12 protein-coding genes and 2 pseudogenes are annotated in these 15280 nt (G+C 53.5%); 5 read left to right on the top strand and 9 right to left on the bottom strand.

From position 1 onward, the window contains the following. Window positions 1-48: 48 nt before the first annotated feature. From ABJ99_RS27335 to ABJ99_RS16860, 5 genes and pseudogenes are all read right to left on the bottom strand, one after another. Window positions 49-333: a type II toxin-antitoxin system RelE family toxin gene (locus ABJ99_RS27335; protein ID WP_080378192.1), complete on the bottom strand. Its 285-nt coding sequence runs from the start codon at window positions 331-333 to the stop codon at window positions 49-51. A gap of 8 nt (window positions 334-341) precedes the next feature. After that, window positions 342-576, bottom strand: a pseudogene (locus ABJ99_RS16870) (type II toxin-antitoxin system Phd/YefM family antitoxin). A gap of 263 nt (window positions 577-839) precedes the next feature. Next, window positions 840-1280 (bottom strand): YqaA family protein, encoded by a 441-nt coding sequence (locus ABJ99_RS16865; RefSeq protein WP_054086790.1) that lies wholly within the window; start codon window positions 1278-1280, stop codon window positions 840-842. 9 nt (window positions 1281-1289) lie between these two features. Then, a pseudogene (locus tag ABJ99_RS27330) lies at window positions 1290-1397 on the bottom strand (nickel/cobalt efflux protein RcnA); the annotation flags it as partial. 24 nt (window positions 1398-1421) lie between these two features. After that, entirely contained in the window at window positions 1422-3419 is a 1998-nt protein-coding gene (locus ABJ99_RS16860) for a sigma-54 interaction domain-containing protein (RefSeq protein ID WP_054086789.1), read from the bottom strand. Window positions 3420-3611: 192 nt separating this feature from the next. Here ABJ99_RS16860 and ABJ99_RS16855 point away from each other — a divergent pair, with 192 nt between their 5' ends. From ABJ99_RS16855 to ABJ99_RS16845, 3 genes are all read left to right on the top strand, one after another. Beyond that, complete coding sequence (locus tag ABJ99_RS16855; protein WP_054086788.1) at window positions 3612-4634, top strand: Gfo/Idh/MocA family oxidoreductase; 1023 nt, start codon at window positions 3612-3614, stop codon at window positions 4632-4634. Beyond that, complete coding sequence (locus ABJ99_RS16850) at window positions 4631-5422, top strand: TIM barrel protein (protein ID WP_054086787.1); 792 nt, start codon at window positions 4631-4633, stop codon at window positions 5420-5422. Before ABJ99_RS16855 ends, ABJ99_RS16850 begins: the two co-directional genes overlap by 4 nt. Before the next feature lie 91 nt (window positions 5423-5513). Beyond that, entirely contained in the window at window positions 5514-6440 is a 927-nt protein-coding gene (locus tag ABJ99_RS16845) for a sugar ABC transporter substrate-binding protein (protein ID WP_054086786.1), read from the top strand. A 536-nt stretch (window positions 6441-6976) separates the two neighbouring features. Here the strand turns inward: ABJ99_RS16845 and ABJ99_RS16840 are convergent. Further along, window positions 6977-8695 (bottom strand): hypothetical protein, encoded by a 1719-nt coding sequence (locus tag ABJ99_RS16840; RefSeq protein ID WP_054086785.1) that lies wholly within the window; start codon window positions 8693-8695, stop codon window positions 6977-6979. Between the two features lie 571 nt (window positions 8696-9266). Here ABJ99_RS16840 and ABJ99_RS16835 point away from each other — a divergent pair. Both ABJ99_RS16835 and ABJ99_RS16830 read left to right on the top strand, forming a co-directional pair. Next, entirely contained in the window at window positions 9267-9887 is a 621-nt protein-coding gene (locus ABJ99_RS16835; RefSeq protein ID WP_054086784.1) for a hypothetical protein, read from the top strand. Next, window positions 9880-10992, top strand: a complete 1113-nt coding sequence (locus ABJ99_RS16830; RefSeq protein ID WP_054086783.1) for a helix-turn-helix domain-containing protein — start codon at window positions 9880-9882, stop codon at window positions 10990-10992. Before ABJ99_RS16835 ends, ABJ99_RS16830 begins: the two co-directional genes overlap by 8 nt. Before the next feature lie 141 nt (window positions 10993-11133). Here the strand turns inward: ABJ99_RS16830 and ABJ99_RS16825 are convergent, their stop codons facing one another. Genes ABJ99_RS16825 through ABJ99_RS16815 form a run of 3 tightly spaced genes read right to left on the bottom strand, consistent with a single transcriptional unit; the run spans window position 11134 to window position 15016 of the window. After that, window positions 11134-12954: an ADP-ribosylglycohydrolase family protein gene (locus ABJ99_RS16825; RefSeq protein ID WP_054086782.1), complete on the bottom strand. Its 1821-nt coding sequence runs from the start codon at window positions 12952-12954 to the stop codon at window positions 11134-11136. Window positions 12955-12962: 8 nt separating this feature from the next. Next, entirely contained in the window at window positions 12963-13604 is a 642-nt protein-coding gene (locus ABJ99_RS16820; protein WP_054086781.1) for a DarT ssDNA thymidine ADP-ribosyltransferase family protein, read from the bottom strand. Further along, the gene (locus ABJ99_RS16815) at window positions 13601-15016 is read right to left on the bottom strand and encodes an AAA family ATPase (RefSeq protein ID WP_054086780.1); all 1416 of its coding nucleotides are present in this window, start codon (window positions 15014-15016) and stop codon (window positions 13601-13603) included. Before ABJ99_RS16815 ends, ABJ99_RS16820 begins: the two co-directional genes overlap by 4 nt. Window positions 15017-15280: the final 264 nt, after the last annotated feature.

Raw genomic sequence — 15280 nt, 5'->3', positions numbered from 1 at the left:
TTTTCCACAAAACTGAAATCAAAAAAAAGCCTAAGCGGTTCTTTGAAGTCAGACTCGCCGATAAGCGGCTTCGTAAAACTCGTCATCACGTCGAGCACCCACGCACAGAACCAGTACGATTTCAGTGCCGTTGACGTGATAAATGATGCGAACATCCCCCGTTCGTGCCCGGCGAAAACCGGATAGCGCTCCGCGAAGCGGCTTTCCAATCTTGTCAGGCTCTCCTTGTGCAATCCGTTCGCGTATGACTTTCAGGATCCTTCGTGCATCAGCCGTTCCCAGCTGTTTGAGGTCTTGATCAACATCAGGGTGAAAGCGGACGCTCCATTTCATCGTAGGGCCTATCTATAGCGAGCCTCCATGTCTTCAAGGCTCACAGTATGCTTTTCATCCAGCGTGGACAGACGCTCAATGGCTAAGCGCTCGGCGCGAAGGTCTTCAAGCTCGTCCTGCAGGGGCTTGATAGGCATCAACACCTACCAAAACTGCGGCTGGTTCGTTGTCCTTGAATATCACCAAATGCGAAACTTCTCCGCTGGTGACTTTCTTCAGTTTCGCACTGAAGCCGCGAACCATAGCTGTAGCTGACACTGCTTGCTCAGCTCGATCTAGAAGTGCACTCATGCGCGTTTGCCTCAGTTTGGTATTAAATTTCAATGAGTTAGAGATTTTTGCAGTTAATAATTCAATGCGAGTTTCTAGCAGCGCAAATACGAGTACACGCAATATAATGTGTTAATAAATGCGCGTGATTGTGTGTTTTATAAAAGGCTTATGAATGAGGCCTGGATCGGTGATTACGACACAGTCTTTGTGGAAGTCTCAGTCGTGTTTGGCACCTACAGCGCCCAGCCCAGCGTGATCACTGTCAGTGTCAGATAACGCAGGGCTTTTGCCAGTGTGACAACCAGCAGGAAACTCCACAGTGGCTCACGCATGACACCGGCGATCATGGTAATCGGGTCGCCGATGATGGGCACCCAACTGAACAGTAATGCCCAACGGCCATAGCGACGATACGTCGTTTGCGCCTTGTCGAGATGACGCTCGCTGATGGGGAACCAGCGCTTATGGCGAAAGCGTTCAATCGAGCGGCCCAGGTACCAGTTCACCACCGAGCCTAGAACATTGCCCGCCGTAGCGGTCAGCAAAAGCAGGAGGGTCACGTAGCGCTCCGAAAGGAGCATGCCGACTAACACCGCTTCAGACTGCAAGGGCAGCAGCGTGGCGGCACCGAATGCCACTAAAAAGAGACCCAGATAACTGGTCAGCTCGAACATGATGTCATCTCACGAATACAGGCCGTTCCAGCCGTGGATGCCCACATACACCCCTACGCAGATGATCAGCGCGCTGGAGAGATAAGGTGCGCGCCGGGCAGCGGCATTGAGCCAGGGGATATGAAGCCCCGAGCCTTGTTGCTACTCACAAGAACGGAACGTATCAACGTTGAGTCCAAACCGGCCCATTTTGTTGTACAACCCGCCGCGCGATACATTCAGCCGTTGAGCAGCCAGGCGGATATTTCCGCGCGTGTCTTTCAGGGCGGCAATGATCGCATTCATCTCATGCGTGCCGAGGTCCTGAGCCATTCGGGGCTCGGGCGCCATTCCCCTCGTCGAGGGTCGCCCACTCTGCCTGATTTCCAGCGCCAGATCGCTCGGCTCTATCAATTCGGTCATCGCCAGATTGGTCGCTCGCTCAATGACGTTTTCCAGCTCGCGAACATTGCCCGGCCAGTGATAGGTGCCAAGAATATCCAGTGCTGCTGGTGAAAGGTCCTGCATCGACTTGCGCAACGAGCGGGCACAACGCGCCAGAAAATGCCGTGCCAGCAGCGGCACATCTTCGCGGCGCATCCGCAATGGCGGCACCGTCAGATTCAGCACGTTGAGTCGGTAGTAAAGATCCTCACGAAAGGCGCCCTCGGCCACCGCCTGGCTCAGGTTGCGGTGAGTGGCGGCGACGATGCGAACGTTGACCCGCAGAGATTTTTTTGCCCCCACGCGTGTGACTTCACCTTCCTGCAGCACGCGCAGCAGGCTGACCTGCGCATCAAAGGACATGTCACCGATTTCGTCCAGAAAGATCGTCCCTCCGTCGGCTAATTCGAACTTGCCTGCCGAGCCACCCCGAGCCGAGCCGGTGAAAGCCCCTTCTACATGACCGAACAGCTCGCTTTGCACCAGTTCGCGGGGAATGGCTCCGCAGTTGACCGCCACGAAAGGGCCCCCACACCGGTCGCTGGCGTTATGGATTGCCTGGGCGAACAGTTCCTTGCCCGTGCCGCTCTCACCGAGAATCAGCGTGGTCGAATCACTGCGACTGGCTATGCGGGCCAGATGCATTGCATTCTGAATCGCCTGAGAGCGGCCCAGGATGGTTTCGAAGGTGTAGCTGGCCTGGGTGCCAATGATTCGCCGGGTGATTTCCCGAATACGTCGGTTCTCGCGCAACGATACAATCCGCCCGCCTTGCTCTAGCGGGCAGACCGACACCAGGCACGCCAGATGACTACGGTCGTGCAGCTCGAAAGTGCAATCCAGGTCCCGCACCCCTTCCTGGCTGCCGAGCAGGACTGAGTCGGTTAACTCGCTCTGCCCCAGGCTTTTGAATGGACTGCCGAGCAGGTCGCGGCCAACGCGGAACAACTGTCGGGCGTAATGGTTGAGCGCTTTGATACAGCCCTGATCATCCAGTACCACCAAGCCCTCGTTGAGCACTTCAAGCACAGTCTGTTGCTCTTCCAGTAAGGCTTGCAGCGCCATCTGCCGCGAAACCGCCTCTGCGGCAGACTGGACAGTACCCAGCGTATGGAAATGAAACCAGCCTGGCTCTGCCGTCAAGGTCAACATACCCAGCGTCCTGCCTTGGGCATCACGGATTGGCGCGGCGGCGCAATGCATGCGGCGCTGGCGCAGGCCAAGCCCGAAGTTCTCCTCGGCGAGCACATAGACCAAGCGATCTTCGATTATCGCCAGCCCGGTACAATTGGTGCCCTGCACCGACTCCAGCAATCGACTGCCTACGGGGGTCAGGTCAAGGCCACAGAAATACAATGTCGTGCCTTCGGCATCGGTCAGGTTGATATGGCCTTTGGGGTTATAGGCAAGTAAACCTCGCATGACTTGTGCCGCTACTGTTATCAGCACCCGATTGGCTGACTGCGTTGCATCCAGCTCGGCGGGCGTCACAAAACGGTATTTACCATCCTCTGGATCAAGCCCGGCATTGACGCTGCGCAACCAGGACTCCCAAACCACCTGCCTGACGCCTGGAGGACGATCGATCGCCCCCTGCAAGCACGCTTGCCAGGCTTGATCCAGCGCGCTGCCCGGTCCTGCATTCAAAGAAGCTGGGCCTAGTGCTGTGAGGTAATCTCGGTCTTCGGCACTCAATGCGGCAGGTGGCTGATTCATCACTCAACTCTATGTCGATATTTTTGACATGCCAGTATAGACATGTCATCAAAATGAACACTGCTCAATCCAGATAAATAAATAAAACCTTAAATATCAATGAATTATTTATTGGCACAGTGATTGCTCCCTGCATAACCAGACGAGGACTTTACCGCCGAGTCATAAAAACAATAAGGGAGTCATTTTTTCATGAGTGCAACCAGAATCATCCGCCTTGGTCTCATCGGCGCTGGCCGCATGGGTAGCTTTCACGGCCTTAGCGCCGCCCGTCATGTTCCCGGCGCGAACCTTACCGCCATCGCTGACCCTACCCCCGGCCAGGCTGAACGCCTTGCGGCAGAACTTGGTGTGCAGAAGGTCTACACCGACCCCCAGCAATTGCTCGATGACCCGGATATCGACGCCGTGCTGATCGCCGCCCCGGCCCGCAGCCATGCCGAACTGGTCATCAGTGCGGCCCGCGCCGGCAAAGGTGTCTTCTGTGAAAAGCCGATGGCGATCACCCTCGACGAGGCTGATCGCGCGATCAACGCCGCAGCCGATGCACGAGTGACGCTGCAAGTCGGCTTCAACCGTCGCTTTGCCAAGAGCTTCCGCACCGCTCATCTGGACGTAGTTGCCGGTCGGATCGGTACGCCACAACTGCTGCGTTCGCTGACCCGCGATCCTGCTCTGAACAATCCGGCAGCGTCACCGCAATGGGTGATTTTCCTGGAAACCCTGATCCATGACTTCGACACTCTGCGCTATCTGAATCCAGGTGCCGAAGCGGTTGAGGTTTTTGTGATGGCTGATGCCCTGATCGCACCAAGCTACAAGGAGAGAGGATTTCTCGATACGGCGGTGGTCACGATCCGATTCGACAATGGTGCCATCGCCACTGCCGAAGCCAGTTTCCAGGCGGTCTATGGCTACGATGTTCGGGGCGAAGTGTTCGGCAGCGCAGGCATGCTGACGATGGGGAATGTCAACGACTCTGACCTGCTACGGTACCTGGCCAATGGGGTCCAGGCCGACACCCGGCGCATGGACACCGACTTGCTGCGTGATACGTATGTAGCCGAGCTCAATCACTTCGTTCACTGTGTTCGTAGCGGAGAAAAACCGTTGGCTAGCGGCGAAGACGCACGAGCGGCACTGGCTATCGCCCGCGCCTGTATCGAATCCTTTCAGCAGGGCAAAACGGTGCGTGTGCAAGGAGCTCTTTCATGAGTTTGACACCGTTCAAACTGGCGATCAGCGCCGAGATGGTCTTTCTTGATTTACCCTTCATCGAGCGCGTCAAACGTATCCATGCATTGGGTTTCAGCGTTGAGATATGGAACTGGACGACCAAAGACATTCAGGCCCTTGCGGCGACCGGCGCGGACTTCACCTCCATGACCGGCTACATCTCCGGCAACCTGACCGAGCCTGATGGTATCCGGCACCTGCTGGACAGCGCACAGGAGTCCCTGGCGGTTGCCGCTCAGCTGGGTTGCCCAAGTCTTAACCTGCATGGCACAGGTCTCGGTGACCAGGGCTTGCCGGTTAAACCGGTCACTCAGACCACCGGGCGCATGTGGCTGAGTGCATGCCAGACGCTGGAAAAAATCGCTCGTCTGGGCGAAGACGCGGGTCGGGTGTTCCTGCTGGAAAACCTCAACACTGAAGTTGATCATCCGGGCACGCCGTTCGCTCGCGCTGACGATACCCTGGCGTTGATCGAGGCCGTGGGCAGCCCGCATCTGAAGATGAACCTTGACCTTTATCACGCACAGATCGGCGAGGGAAACCTGATCGAACTGATTCAGCGCGCCGGCAGTGCCATCGGCGAAATACAGGTTGCCGATGTCCCTGGGCGCATGGAGCCCGGCACCGGCGAAATACACTATCCCGCGATTGCCAGGGCCTTGTTCGGCATGGGATATAGCGGTGTTGTCGGCCTTGAAAGCTGGGCCAGCGGTGATAGCGAGGTCGCGCTTGAGCGTTTCAGACAGGCCTTTACGCTTGAAGGGTAACCCCATCGTTTCAACGAATACCGCTCGTAAGCATTACACATTTTTATCTCTTGATGACGTTTCAACCTATAACAACAAAAGGAAAACCATCATGCGTCGTTGCACACTGCTGTTCGCCACCCTGCTAGTGTTTTTAAGTCAATGGGCCGTCGCCGACTATCGCATCGGCGTAAGCATCGCCAGAGTCGACGACAACTTCATGACCTACGTACGTAACGGGCTGGCTGACGCCGCTAAAAAGGAAAACGTGCAGATTCAGTTTGAAGACGCCCAAGGCGATGTAGTGCGCCAACTTAACCAGGTCCAAGGCTTTCTCAACCAGAAAGTCGACGCGATTATTGTCCTGCCGGTGGACACCTCCGCTACGGCGAACATCACGCGCGCCTCGGTCGAGGCGAAGATACCGCTGGTTTACGTCAACCGTCACCCGGACGAGCGCAACCTGCCCAAAGGCGTCGTTACAGTGGCCTCTAATGACATTGAGGCCGGGCAGTTACAAATGCGGTACCTGGCTGAAAAGCTTGGAGGCAAAGGCAGCCTCGCGATCATCATGGGTGATCTGGCGCAAAACGCCACCCGCGACCGCACCGAAGGCGTCAAACAGGTACTTAAGGAATATCCAGGGATCAAGATTGTCGAGCAGCAAAGTGCTGAATGGCAACGCCACAAAGGGATGGACCTGACCAGCAACTGGTTGCTGGCTGGTAGTCGTTTCGATGCCATCGTCGCCAACAACGACGAGATGGCTATCGGTGCAGCTATGGCGTTGCAACAGGCCGGTAAAGCCAAGGGCGAGATTGCGATTATCGGAATCGACGGTTTGCCTGACGGTCTGGCGGCAATCAGACGCGGAATGCTGGTCGCTTCGGTATTCCAGGATCCCAGAGCCCAGGCGACCAGCGCGGTGCAATCAGCGCTCAAGATGATCAAGGGAGAGCCTGTAGAAACGGATGTATGGGTGCCGTTTCAGTTGATCAGGCCCGAACAATTGGCGGTGTTTGAACAATATTACAAGTAGTGGCAAGGTCAGCACTTCGCCGCGGTCCCGGAAGGGATCAGCGGTGATCCGCAAACCCTGATACAGCTTCGACGGTTCCTGGTGAGCAACACTGCACGCTACCTCTACACAGAAGGGGGCAAGCCGCAGTTGCCTTGGGCAGGGCAAGGTTGAGTACCGCTGATTGGAGGCTCGGAAATGAGGTGCTTGAACTGAGGTGATATGGAGCGGGTAGAGGGAATCGAACCATTACTCCGGTGGAATTACTTAGTGGTGTGTAGTTGTGTAAAGGATGAATGGTCTTACGCCCCTTTGAAATCATTAAAATAAGTTCTTTAACTGGTATTTTAGCCGCATTTTCCAATGCGAACTTAGGTGCAGCTTGGGAGTGGCATTTCGTTCATTGATATGGCCCAGCTGCGAGCCCAGTTAGGTTGGGTCATGCTCATTGAGCCTGTGATCTGTCCCGTTGATAATTAGATGGACAGATTTCAGCGCCATCACCAGCAGAAATCAGCTCATGAGTCCGTGGTTCGTCCTCAGTGTATGTTCGCGTGCTAACGAATGGTGATAAAGAATTTCTGATGCTCGGCTATGTCAATGAGGCCGAGAGTGTCAATGAAGCGATAGCCTGAACTTAGTGACTTATCTTCGAGACTCTCAAGTTTTCCGTCTGAAAGGTACTTGTGCTGCTCAATCTTCATGTAAGCTTTGATACATGGGGTGCTAAATTTGACGGTGGTAGCTTCTAAATCAATTGACTCACTTTTTTCTTCGTAGGTAGATCTGATGTAGCGCTGCATATCCCAGAGATGGCTCAAAATAAAATTTGTATCGCCATCGCTTCGAGATACGATATGTCTCAGCATCGTGTTGTTAAGTATGGCGGTTGCGCGATCCTGGAAAAAAGCCCCCATGCTTTGGGATGTGACTATCAAGAAGTCGACCGTGATGCAATAGCCTGTTGGGAAGAGTCTGTTGAAGTCGAGATGAGCAAAGTTTTTCTGGATTAACACTTGCAAAAGCTCAATGCCCGGAGCTGTTTGCAAGAAATCCTTTAATTTTTCAGTTTGCTCTAGCGCTTTTGTTATGGCGCCTTTCTTACCTTTTGATTTTAAATACTCTTTGGCCCACGTAGCGGGTAGATTGTTTTTCACCTCGCAAGCAAATGCATGAAACCCCAGCGATGGCTCGTAAGATAGTGCGAGAACGTCGATGTCGGGCAGGGATGTGTCGTAGCTTTGAAGAAGAATTTCTTTTTCAGTTTTAAAATTTCTGAACTGAGAAAATAGTTGAGATACTTCCTCTACTAAAGCGTCGCCGATTATGCCGGCGAATTGGCCAGAGAAATGATCGGCGTTTCTGCCAGCGCAGTGCTTCAGTATCGACGAAATGCCATCCTTCAAAGAAAAGCTGAAAGGTAATAAGAAATATTTATTTTTTTTGGGTATGTGGTTGAAAGTTCCGCGCGAGCTGATGGCGATGTCTTTCAAAATAGTTGAACATTTTTCGAGTGAGACATTGGTGATATTGCTTACTTCGTGGCTGATTTCGGCTTCGGTCAAGGTGATGACACATGATAATTTATTAGCTGAGGCGTGGTATCTTTCGTACATGGCGAATGTCAGTAGGCTGTGATAAACCTTATAGAATTCGCTGTAGCTATAAGTCCCCAGGCTGGCTTCGCTATCCTCTGAGATGTAAGAGAAAAATCCCTGTATTTTCTTGTTGGTTCTGAAAGTGATTTCGGTAAGTATTTTTTCCATGTTGGGGTTGTGATAGTCCCAGCGCCCAGTGGTGCTGAGTAATTCGTGGAACTCGTCTTCTGACAAAGATATTTCGTCCAAGAGTTCTGCTGAGTTGAGTGCAAATAGCTGGTGCTCATATACAATTTGCTCAGAGAAACTAGTATCTCGCAGTTTTATACTTATCGTAGAATCAATTTTAGACCATTCAACAGCTTCTGGGTTGTCGAACGACAAATAGATAAGATCGCGTATATGATAATACGCTGAAGAAAACGAAAAAATCTTAGGCCAATCCAGCGTCGTAAGGCCCGTGGAAGCGGGTTCAGGTTTGAGGCCATTAATGATTTTTGGCGTATAAATATCAAGAGCGGGACGTAAAGTCTCACCTGCTTCAAAGTTTCCATGACTGTATTGCTGTTCTACCAGCTCTAACAAAAAATTTAGAGCTACTTCCGTTGGGCCCAACAAGGCGATGTTTTTTTCAAGTTCGGCGTCTATCAGGGTATCGATGTATGTTCTCAGTTCCATTTATCACCTAGAATTTTCGGTGGAAAATTACTTCGTTGTGCTAATAGCTTAGCAGGAGCGATCAGTCGCCGCTTGTCAAGTGTTTATGTCCTGATGTTGGCAAACGTGTCAAGTGCGGAGTTGGGCATCTACAGGTTACAAAAATTCGCATGTTTCGGCGAGGGTATTCCGGGTCAGATATACGATCTGGAAAGTTGCTATATCTGGCGACTTTAGGATGATGTCGTCCAGAAACATGCCTGGGGTGCCTCCAGCACGATGTTCGACACTGTGGACCGCGATTTCGAGCTGCGGCTCCTGTCGGGCTCGCGGGCCTTCGCTCAACTTTCCTGAGTACCTAAAACCACTAGCTGGTCAGTCGCGACTGGCTGGTATGTGCATTGAGTGCTCCTGAACGCTCAGTCGTCTAAGTCCGCTCGACTGAGTCTCCGCAGCACGTAGCCCAGCTATAGCAGTAGCCTTATCTTTAGCCTCCAGCGTTCGATGTCAATGCAGTTGACATATTCGGATTTTTGCACAAAAATGCCGGTTGACAGTCATCCATATCTGCACGCTTTTAGGAGTGTTATGCATGCCCCAAACCCAACATCCAAGTGATTTCGAACCTAAGTTGACCTCCGAATACCTGGGGATCGTATGCCAGAACGTACTCCAAGCGGCCTATCGCGCTTTGGCAGCGGCATCAACGGAAGACGACACGAACTGGACGGTTGGGACATTGCTTTACGGGCGTGTGCATGGTCGTTTCAAAACCATGCATCGCGATAAGTCGCTGCCATGGTTTCGGCTCGCCAACAGCACGATGGATTACACCCCGAGCGTCAATGGTGTGCTGATGCAGGTCGTTATGGATGATCCTGATGTGCGCAAGAAAGCGCACCGCATGGTGGCTAGTCGAGTCGAGCTGTATCAAGCGAGTCTGCTGGGCCCTTCGAACGATAGCAATCTGACTTGGCGCCTATACGTCGACAGTGATGGCAATATGGAAGATCCAAAGCTCACGGTGACGGTGCTCGGACTTGATACCAATCTAAATGTCGTTTGCCAATGGATGCATGACTACACACCACTTCAGTCCGTTCGCACGATCGATTTGCCCGAGGAAGTGGATATCCCGGAACAATTCCCTACTCGCAGGGACAAAGATGCCAACCGGAATGTACCGATAGACGCTGACCAGATCGATGAATGATAGGAATGGCTTTTTGCCGCTTGGGGATGAGTTCTCCCCAGACAAGCTTCGGCTCGCGCGATGTGCTGCGGGCCGTTCACTGGCTGAAATCGGCGACCTGCTCGATGTCACCCGGCAGTACGCTCACAAGCTTGAAATCAATGCGATTCCTTCTCCCACTCAGCTCAAGCAGCTGAGCGATCTACTGGGCGTTGATGAGAGATTTTTTTTCACTACACGCAGGGGTTCCGTAGACCTTGAACAGTGCCATTTTCGTAGCGTGCGTTCCTCATCCCAAACGCTGAAGAAGACCGTTGCCGCTCAGGTGGAAATGTTTGAGCTACTGGTCGATGAGCTTGAGAAGGAGGTTGCCTTCCCGCCTGTAAGTTTCAAACCTTACGACGGGCCGACGCCTCCGGCAGACGAGATTGAGAGAATCGCTGAGAAGTTTCGCCGCGACCATGGCCTGGGCCTAGGCCCTATATCCAGCATGACCAAGCTGGCGGAAAAAGTGGGTGTCCTCGTCGTCAATCTCGCCGATGTCGACGAGCGTGTGGATGCGTTTTCACTGTTCAACAAACGGCCCTTGATCGTTCGTAGCACTGCCAAAAGCAGCCCAGGCCGCCAGCGCTTTGATCTGGCTCATGAACTCGGTCATCTGGTGATGCATCAAGGCATCGAGACCGGCTGCCGACACACCGAAGACCAGGCGAACCAATTCGCAAGTGCGCTGTTGATGCCGCGAGCAAGCTTTGCTTCTGAATTCCCTGCAATGCGAGGTCGGTACCTGAACTGGCATGCCTTGAAGGAACTCAAGTTACGCTGGAAGGTGAGTTTCAAGGCGCTGATTTATCGGGGTAGGGCGCTTGATCTGCTCACTGCTGAGCAGGCGAAATCAGGGTTCACCCACCTCAGTCGCAAAGGATTTACCAAGTTTGAAGAGTACGACGATCTTCTCCCATTGGAGGCTCCCATGCTCGTCCAGCGGGCTTTGGACTTGCTCGACTACGCCAGTTGGAGGAGGGTGCTGGTTGCATCGGGACTGACGCCTGAATGGGTCAGAGGACGGTATTTGCTGAACATACCGGTTTCCCCGCTTCGACTTGTCAGAACTCATTCCGGATAGGGGGAAGATCCGCAGGAAATGTGACACGTACCGGTGTATTCGTGGCGCGCTCCATATCCTGCTCAGGTCATCCAGCATTCGCATCCTGGATGACCTGGATCCCCAATGACGAGGATCCCCAACGAATTCTTCCTGAGTCAGTCAGACCTGCTCTTTACGTTTGCTGCGCAGACGCGCCACACGTGCCTTCGCGATGATCGATGAGTAGGCCACACAGAGATAAATTCCGTTGGGGAATTCAGAAAGGTCTAACAGGTGCTGGCCTATGACCGTTGGATCAAATGTCTTGATCGCCTCATTGGTCAGTGCATCCAGGTCGGGCGGGGCGATGCTCTCTTGTGGCTGGCCACCGTAGTGGTGACTGCCAGGCTCAAGAGATCCCGTCTCGCGCGGAGCGACGTAGTCAGCATGCGCCGTGGGTTGTATCGGTTGTACGGGCTGTATCGATTGTACAGGCTGTACCGACTCTAAAGGAGGAGCACTCACCTCGGGCAATACATTGTGACGTTGAATAGGCGCTTCAACGGCTGGTTGTTTCTCACTGACCGTAGTGGGCTCATCAAACATGTCGACCGTATTACTCACCGGGCGCGATGCCTTCCGAGTGTCGACTACGGCATCTTCGTTACCTAACAGTGCAGGGCGATGGCGAATGAGCAATGTCTGACCCCAATCACCCGTAAACCATTGCCACACTGCCGACTTTTGTTTGCCGGAGAAGATTCGGCCAGACGGTTTAACCTTGCCCAAGCCCAAGAGTTCGAGGCCTGCTGGCGTGGCTTCCAACGAATCAATAACAGCCCTAGGGGCTTGCCAATAGAGCATGTCTGGGTAGGTGAAGCTCTCAGCACGTCCACCTTGACTGATAGCGTATAGGCGCTTTGCTTCTTGGCGCAGGTAAGTATCATCTTGGATTTCACCCAAGCATCTGACATCTGGGTGTGCAGCGCCTATCAATGCACCCGCCATGGTCGCGATCGTATCAGTATCGCTGTTAAGCAAATTGACTACCTGCTCAATGATCTCTTGGGAGCCTACTCGCTGGCCCAGAAGTGCTGCGACGTTAGCGAACAGGGCACATTTGAGTCCTGAGCCTCTTTCTTCGGCGCTCAGTCCCTTGTCGCTGGTGACTATCTCAACATAAAGCTCAGCAGGTGATGCCGATTTGTTGTCCAGGCAATTAACCGCGTTACCAACAGAAGCTTCCCATTCAGCCGCAACCTGATCCACAGCAATTTGAAGCGACGTGTTACTAGCCTTTTCCCACGTAGGCGCCCAGAACGTTGCGAGCTCCGAATCGCTTCTGATCAGAGAAGGGATACTCCGGATATCGGATGTAAATTGGAACCACTCTGTTTCACTGGGCACACGCCCGTGTTGGAATACGTGAGCTAGAGAAACTGCATGCACAACAGCCCCCGCGATACCCCGCATGTGGCCATGAGTACAAATGGCGTTACGGATGACATCAACCAGATACGAAGGCTTGTTTGAAACGTCTGCAGCGGCCCATACGTGAGGTTGGACGCGCATCGCTGCACCGTTGCCGCCGCCATTCACATACCCGTTGAAGAAGTTGCTGAACCAGTTCGTGCTCCGATTGCAGAGTGAGCTCGCTGCTGACTTGCTTCCTCGTCCGGCTCCCAGCGCATAGACCTGCCAAATAGGCAGTTCTATTTTGGCAAATGCCTCTACATCAAAATATCCTTGACCTGAGATCGCGCGACTGGTCGAAAGACGCAGTTGAGTATCGTCTGAATAGCTTCCTGCGGGAAGGACGACCTGAGCGCCGAATCTTCCGCCGATAATCCTCTGCCATTGCTCCGTTCTGGTTGAGCGTGGCTGACTGAGTCGTTCGCTGACAAGGTTTTCGGAAGCGAGCTCCGTCGGGAATCCCATGGCGTCGCCGTAGGCTGCCCATAGCGCCGATGAAATTGTGCGTTGCAGCCTATTTTCTGACATTGCTCTACTCACCTGATCCCTTCAAACAGCTCTGGCCTAACCACTACGTTGACAGGGGAATGCCCCGTTGCAGCCATCTGACCCGCTAGCTCGTCACTGTCATTGTCGCAACGCACGTAGATATGTTGCAAATGGTCTGTCGACAGTTCTTGGGGGTACAGGATCTCGGCTTGGTTGCAGGTCGGGAGATTACTCGGATGATTGGCGAGACGATGTGAGTAATTTGCTAGGTACTGATGAATTGGGGTCTGGAATATGGCTTCCAACCCTTCAGGGCCCTTTGCACGCTCGACGTTGGTGTAGATGTTGTTCGTCGTCGTGAACCAGACATCATCGTGAAGCAGTATTTCAGGCGTGAAATCCAGAATGCACCAGAAAAAATCCTTCTCCCTGTGCCAGCTACCGGAGCACGTTCTGAAGAACGCAGTATTGATTTGGCTGACGGAAAGGTTGGCATAATCCAGCCAGGCCCGATCCTTGTCTCGGTAGCGCGCATTAGGTTGGAAGATGTGCTTAAGCTGTTGATCTGCGTTAAGGCGCTGGCGAGATTTGAGCGCCCTTGATGCAAAGAGCCCAAGGGAGCCGCGATTGGTGGTGAAGTGGAGGATGGACTCGATGCCGCGCTCCGCAATAAGCTGCTGAATAGTCATACGTCCCGGCCCTCATACAGATCATCATCTACGAAATGCATAATGTCCGGCGCGTCGGATGGCCTGAATCCAATCAGGACGCTTTCCCTGGCCCTTCCCACGCCCATTGCGACCAGGCGGCGCAGTCGCGCTGATGGTTCGTGTTCTGCCACATCGATTTGATCCTCATCATCAGGCATGTCTACCTGAAGAACAGAACCGTCTAGGCCTATCATGATGACGTGATCGAACTCCAGGCCCTTACTGGAGTGCAGCGTACACAATGCAATGTTCTCAGGCCCATCTGGCCATATAGGAGAGCCGGTCAGATTGACGAAGGGCAGACCCGCACGATTCAGAGCGGGTATCAGATCCCGAAACCAGCCTTTGTAGTGCAAAAACGCTACAGATTGTTGGGTGAGATCAATGTCGCGAAGGAACTCTATCGCTCCGCGTACCTGATTCGGGTACGAGCCTCTCAAGACGATCGGTTTTGGCCCATCAGCCCTTGCGGTGGCGTAATTTGGCATCGTCCCGTTGTCGTCGATCGGGAGCCCTGTGAGCATGGCACTCGCGAACTGAGCAATCTGACGGGTGTTCCGGTAGTTGGTCTGCAGGGTATGGCTCTTTTCCGGGCGCAGGTTTACCCCGACCTCAACCCACGTGAAGTTGCGTGAATAGATGCGTTGAGCACTATCGAGTACGAAGGTCACTGAGGCGTCCGCCGAGCGCTGATTGAGCACCGCTCGTACCTCATTTGCCGAGAAATCCTGGGTCTCGTCCACCACGATTACGTCGTATTGCTCAAGCTGGGTGTTGCTTAGGTCGCACGCCAGATCCCCCCAATCTACCCGTTCATGCTCTGCTTTGAATTCAATATAGGGTCGGATGACGAGCTCAAGGAGCTGCTGCCTGGCCGGACGTTCCATCCGAGGCGTCACGCCTCGTCCATCTCGACGTGCAGACAAGTAGTCGTCCAATTCATCAATGTGGAAACGACCAAGAACGTACTGAGCTTCCTCAACAACGAATTCAGACTCAAGCCCTGCGGCAGCCGCGAGTCGTCGGAGATGGGCTGATGCAACTTCCAGATCGAGAATGTTCCGGGCGCCGGTCAAGCGCTGTGCCCACTTGTTGAATGTGGCAATTTCTAGCGAAATGAGAGGCTCTTGACCCAATTGCCGTTCGGTGAGTTCGTTTATGTAGCCACGAAGCGTTCTGTTGAATGTCAGCACCAAGACTTTGACAGGTCGAGGTTCGGCCTGCCGCCGCGCGCGATTCAAATAGAACGCCACGCTCGTGCGCAGCTTGAGGAGGGCTGTAGTCGTCTTCCCGCTTCCTGCAGCTCCTCGAATGACATCAACGCCAGAGGTGACTCGGGAGAACAGCGCAAGCTGCTCAGCCGAAGGTATAACGTCGATGAGCGCCTTCATCTGTGTGTTCCATCCATGGTAAATTTTGGATCCTAACACTAAATGGTGGCGTTACAATGGCGCATATCAATATTTTGTAAAATCGAAGGGCACAATCAGTTAGTAGCGTCCGAATCGCCGCCAGCTGTCAGATGTGGATCTGTGCTACAAAATTTAGCCATGGGCGTAAGCCGATTTGGGCGGAGGCGGCAGCAATGCTAAAGCCTCAGAAGCCCCACACGCTATCACCAAACGTGCCATGCCGGCGTTTTTCAAGGTGGTTGT

Origin of the sequence: Pseudomonas syringae pv. cilantro (genome assembly GCF_001293775.1) — a bacterium.
Lineage (GTDB): Bacteria > Pseudomonadota > Gammaproteobacteria > Pseudomonadales > Pseudomonadaceae > Aquipseudomonas > Aquipseudomonas syringae_P.
The sequence above is the reverse complement of the archived record's forward strand: the minus strand, read 5'-3'. Positions and strand labels throughout refer to the sequence as shown.

What these genes read in the sequence shown, in the direction of transcription:
- ABJ99_RS27335 (WP_080378192.1), bottom strand. Translation starts at nt 333, where the DNA reads ATGAAATGGAGCGTCCGCTTTCACCCTGATGTTGATCAAGACCTCAAA.
- ABJ99_RS16865 (WP_054086790.1), bottom strand. Translation starts at nt 1,280, where the DNA reads ATGTTCGAGCTGACCAGTTATCTGGGTCTCTTTTTAGTGGCATTCGGT.
- ABJ99_RS16860 (WP_054086789.1), bottom strand. Translation starts at nt 3,419, where the DNA reads ATGAATCAGCCACCTGCCGCATTGAGTGCCGAAGACCGAGATTACCTC.
- ABJ99_RS16855 (WP_054086788.1), top strand. Translation starts at nt 3,612, where the DNA reads ATGAGTGCAACCAGAATCATCCGCCTTGGTCTCATCGGCGCTGGCCGC.
- ABJ99_RS16850 (WP_054086787.1), top strand. Translation starts at nt 4,631, where the DNA reads ATGAGTTTGACACCGTTCAAACTGGCGATCAGCGCCGAGATGGTCTTT.
- ABJ99_RS16845 (WP_054086786.1), top strand. Translation starts at nt 5,514, where the DNA reads ATGCGTCGTTGCACACTGCTGTTCGCCACCCTGCTAGTGTTTTTAAGT.
- ABJ99_RS16840 (WP_054086785.1), bottom strand. Translation starts at nt 8,695, where the DNA reads ATGGAACTGAGAACATACATCGATACCCTGATAGACGCCGAACTTGAA.
- ABJ99_RS16835 (WP_054086784.1), top strand. Translation starts at nt 9,267, where the DNA reads ATGCCCCAAACCCAACATCCAAGTGATTTCGAACCTAAGTTGACCTCC.
- ABJ99_RS16830 (WP_054086783.1), top strand. Translation starts at nt 9,880, where the DNA reads ATGAATGATAGGAATGGCTTTTTGCCGCTTGGGGATGAGTTCTCCCCA.
- ABJ99_RS16825 (WP_054086782.1), bottom strand. Translation starts at nt 12,954, where the DNA reads ATGTCAGAAAATAGGCTGCAACGCACAATTTCATCGGCGCTATGGGCA.
- ABJ99_RS16820 (WP_054086781.1), bottom strand. Translation starts at nt 13,604, where the DNA reads ATGACTATTCAGCAGCTTATTGCGGAGCGCGGCATCGAGTCCATCCTC.
- ABJ99_RS16815 (WP_054086780.1), bottom strand. Translation starts at nt 15,016, where the DNA reads ATGAAGGCGCTCATCGACGTTATACCTTCGGCTGAGCAGCTTGCGCTG.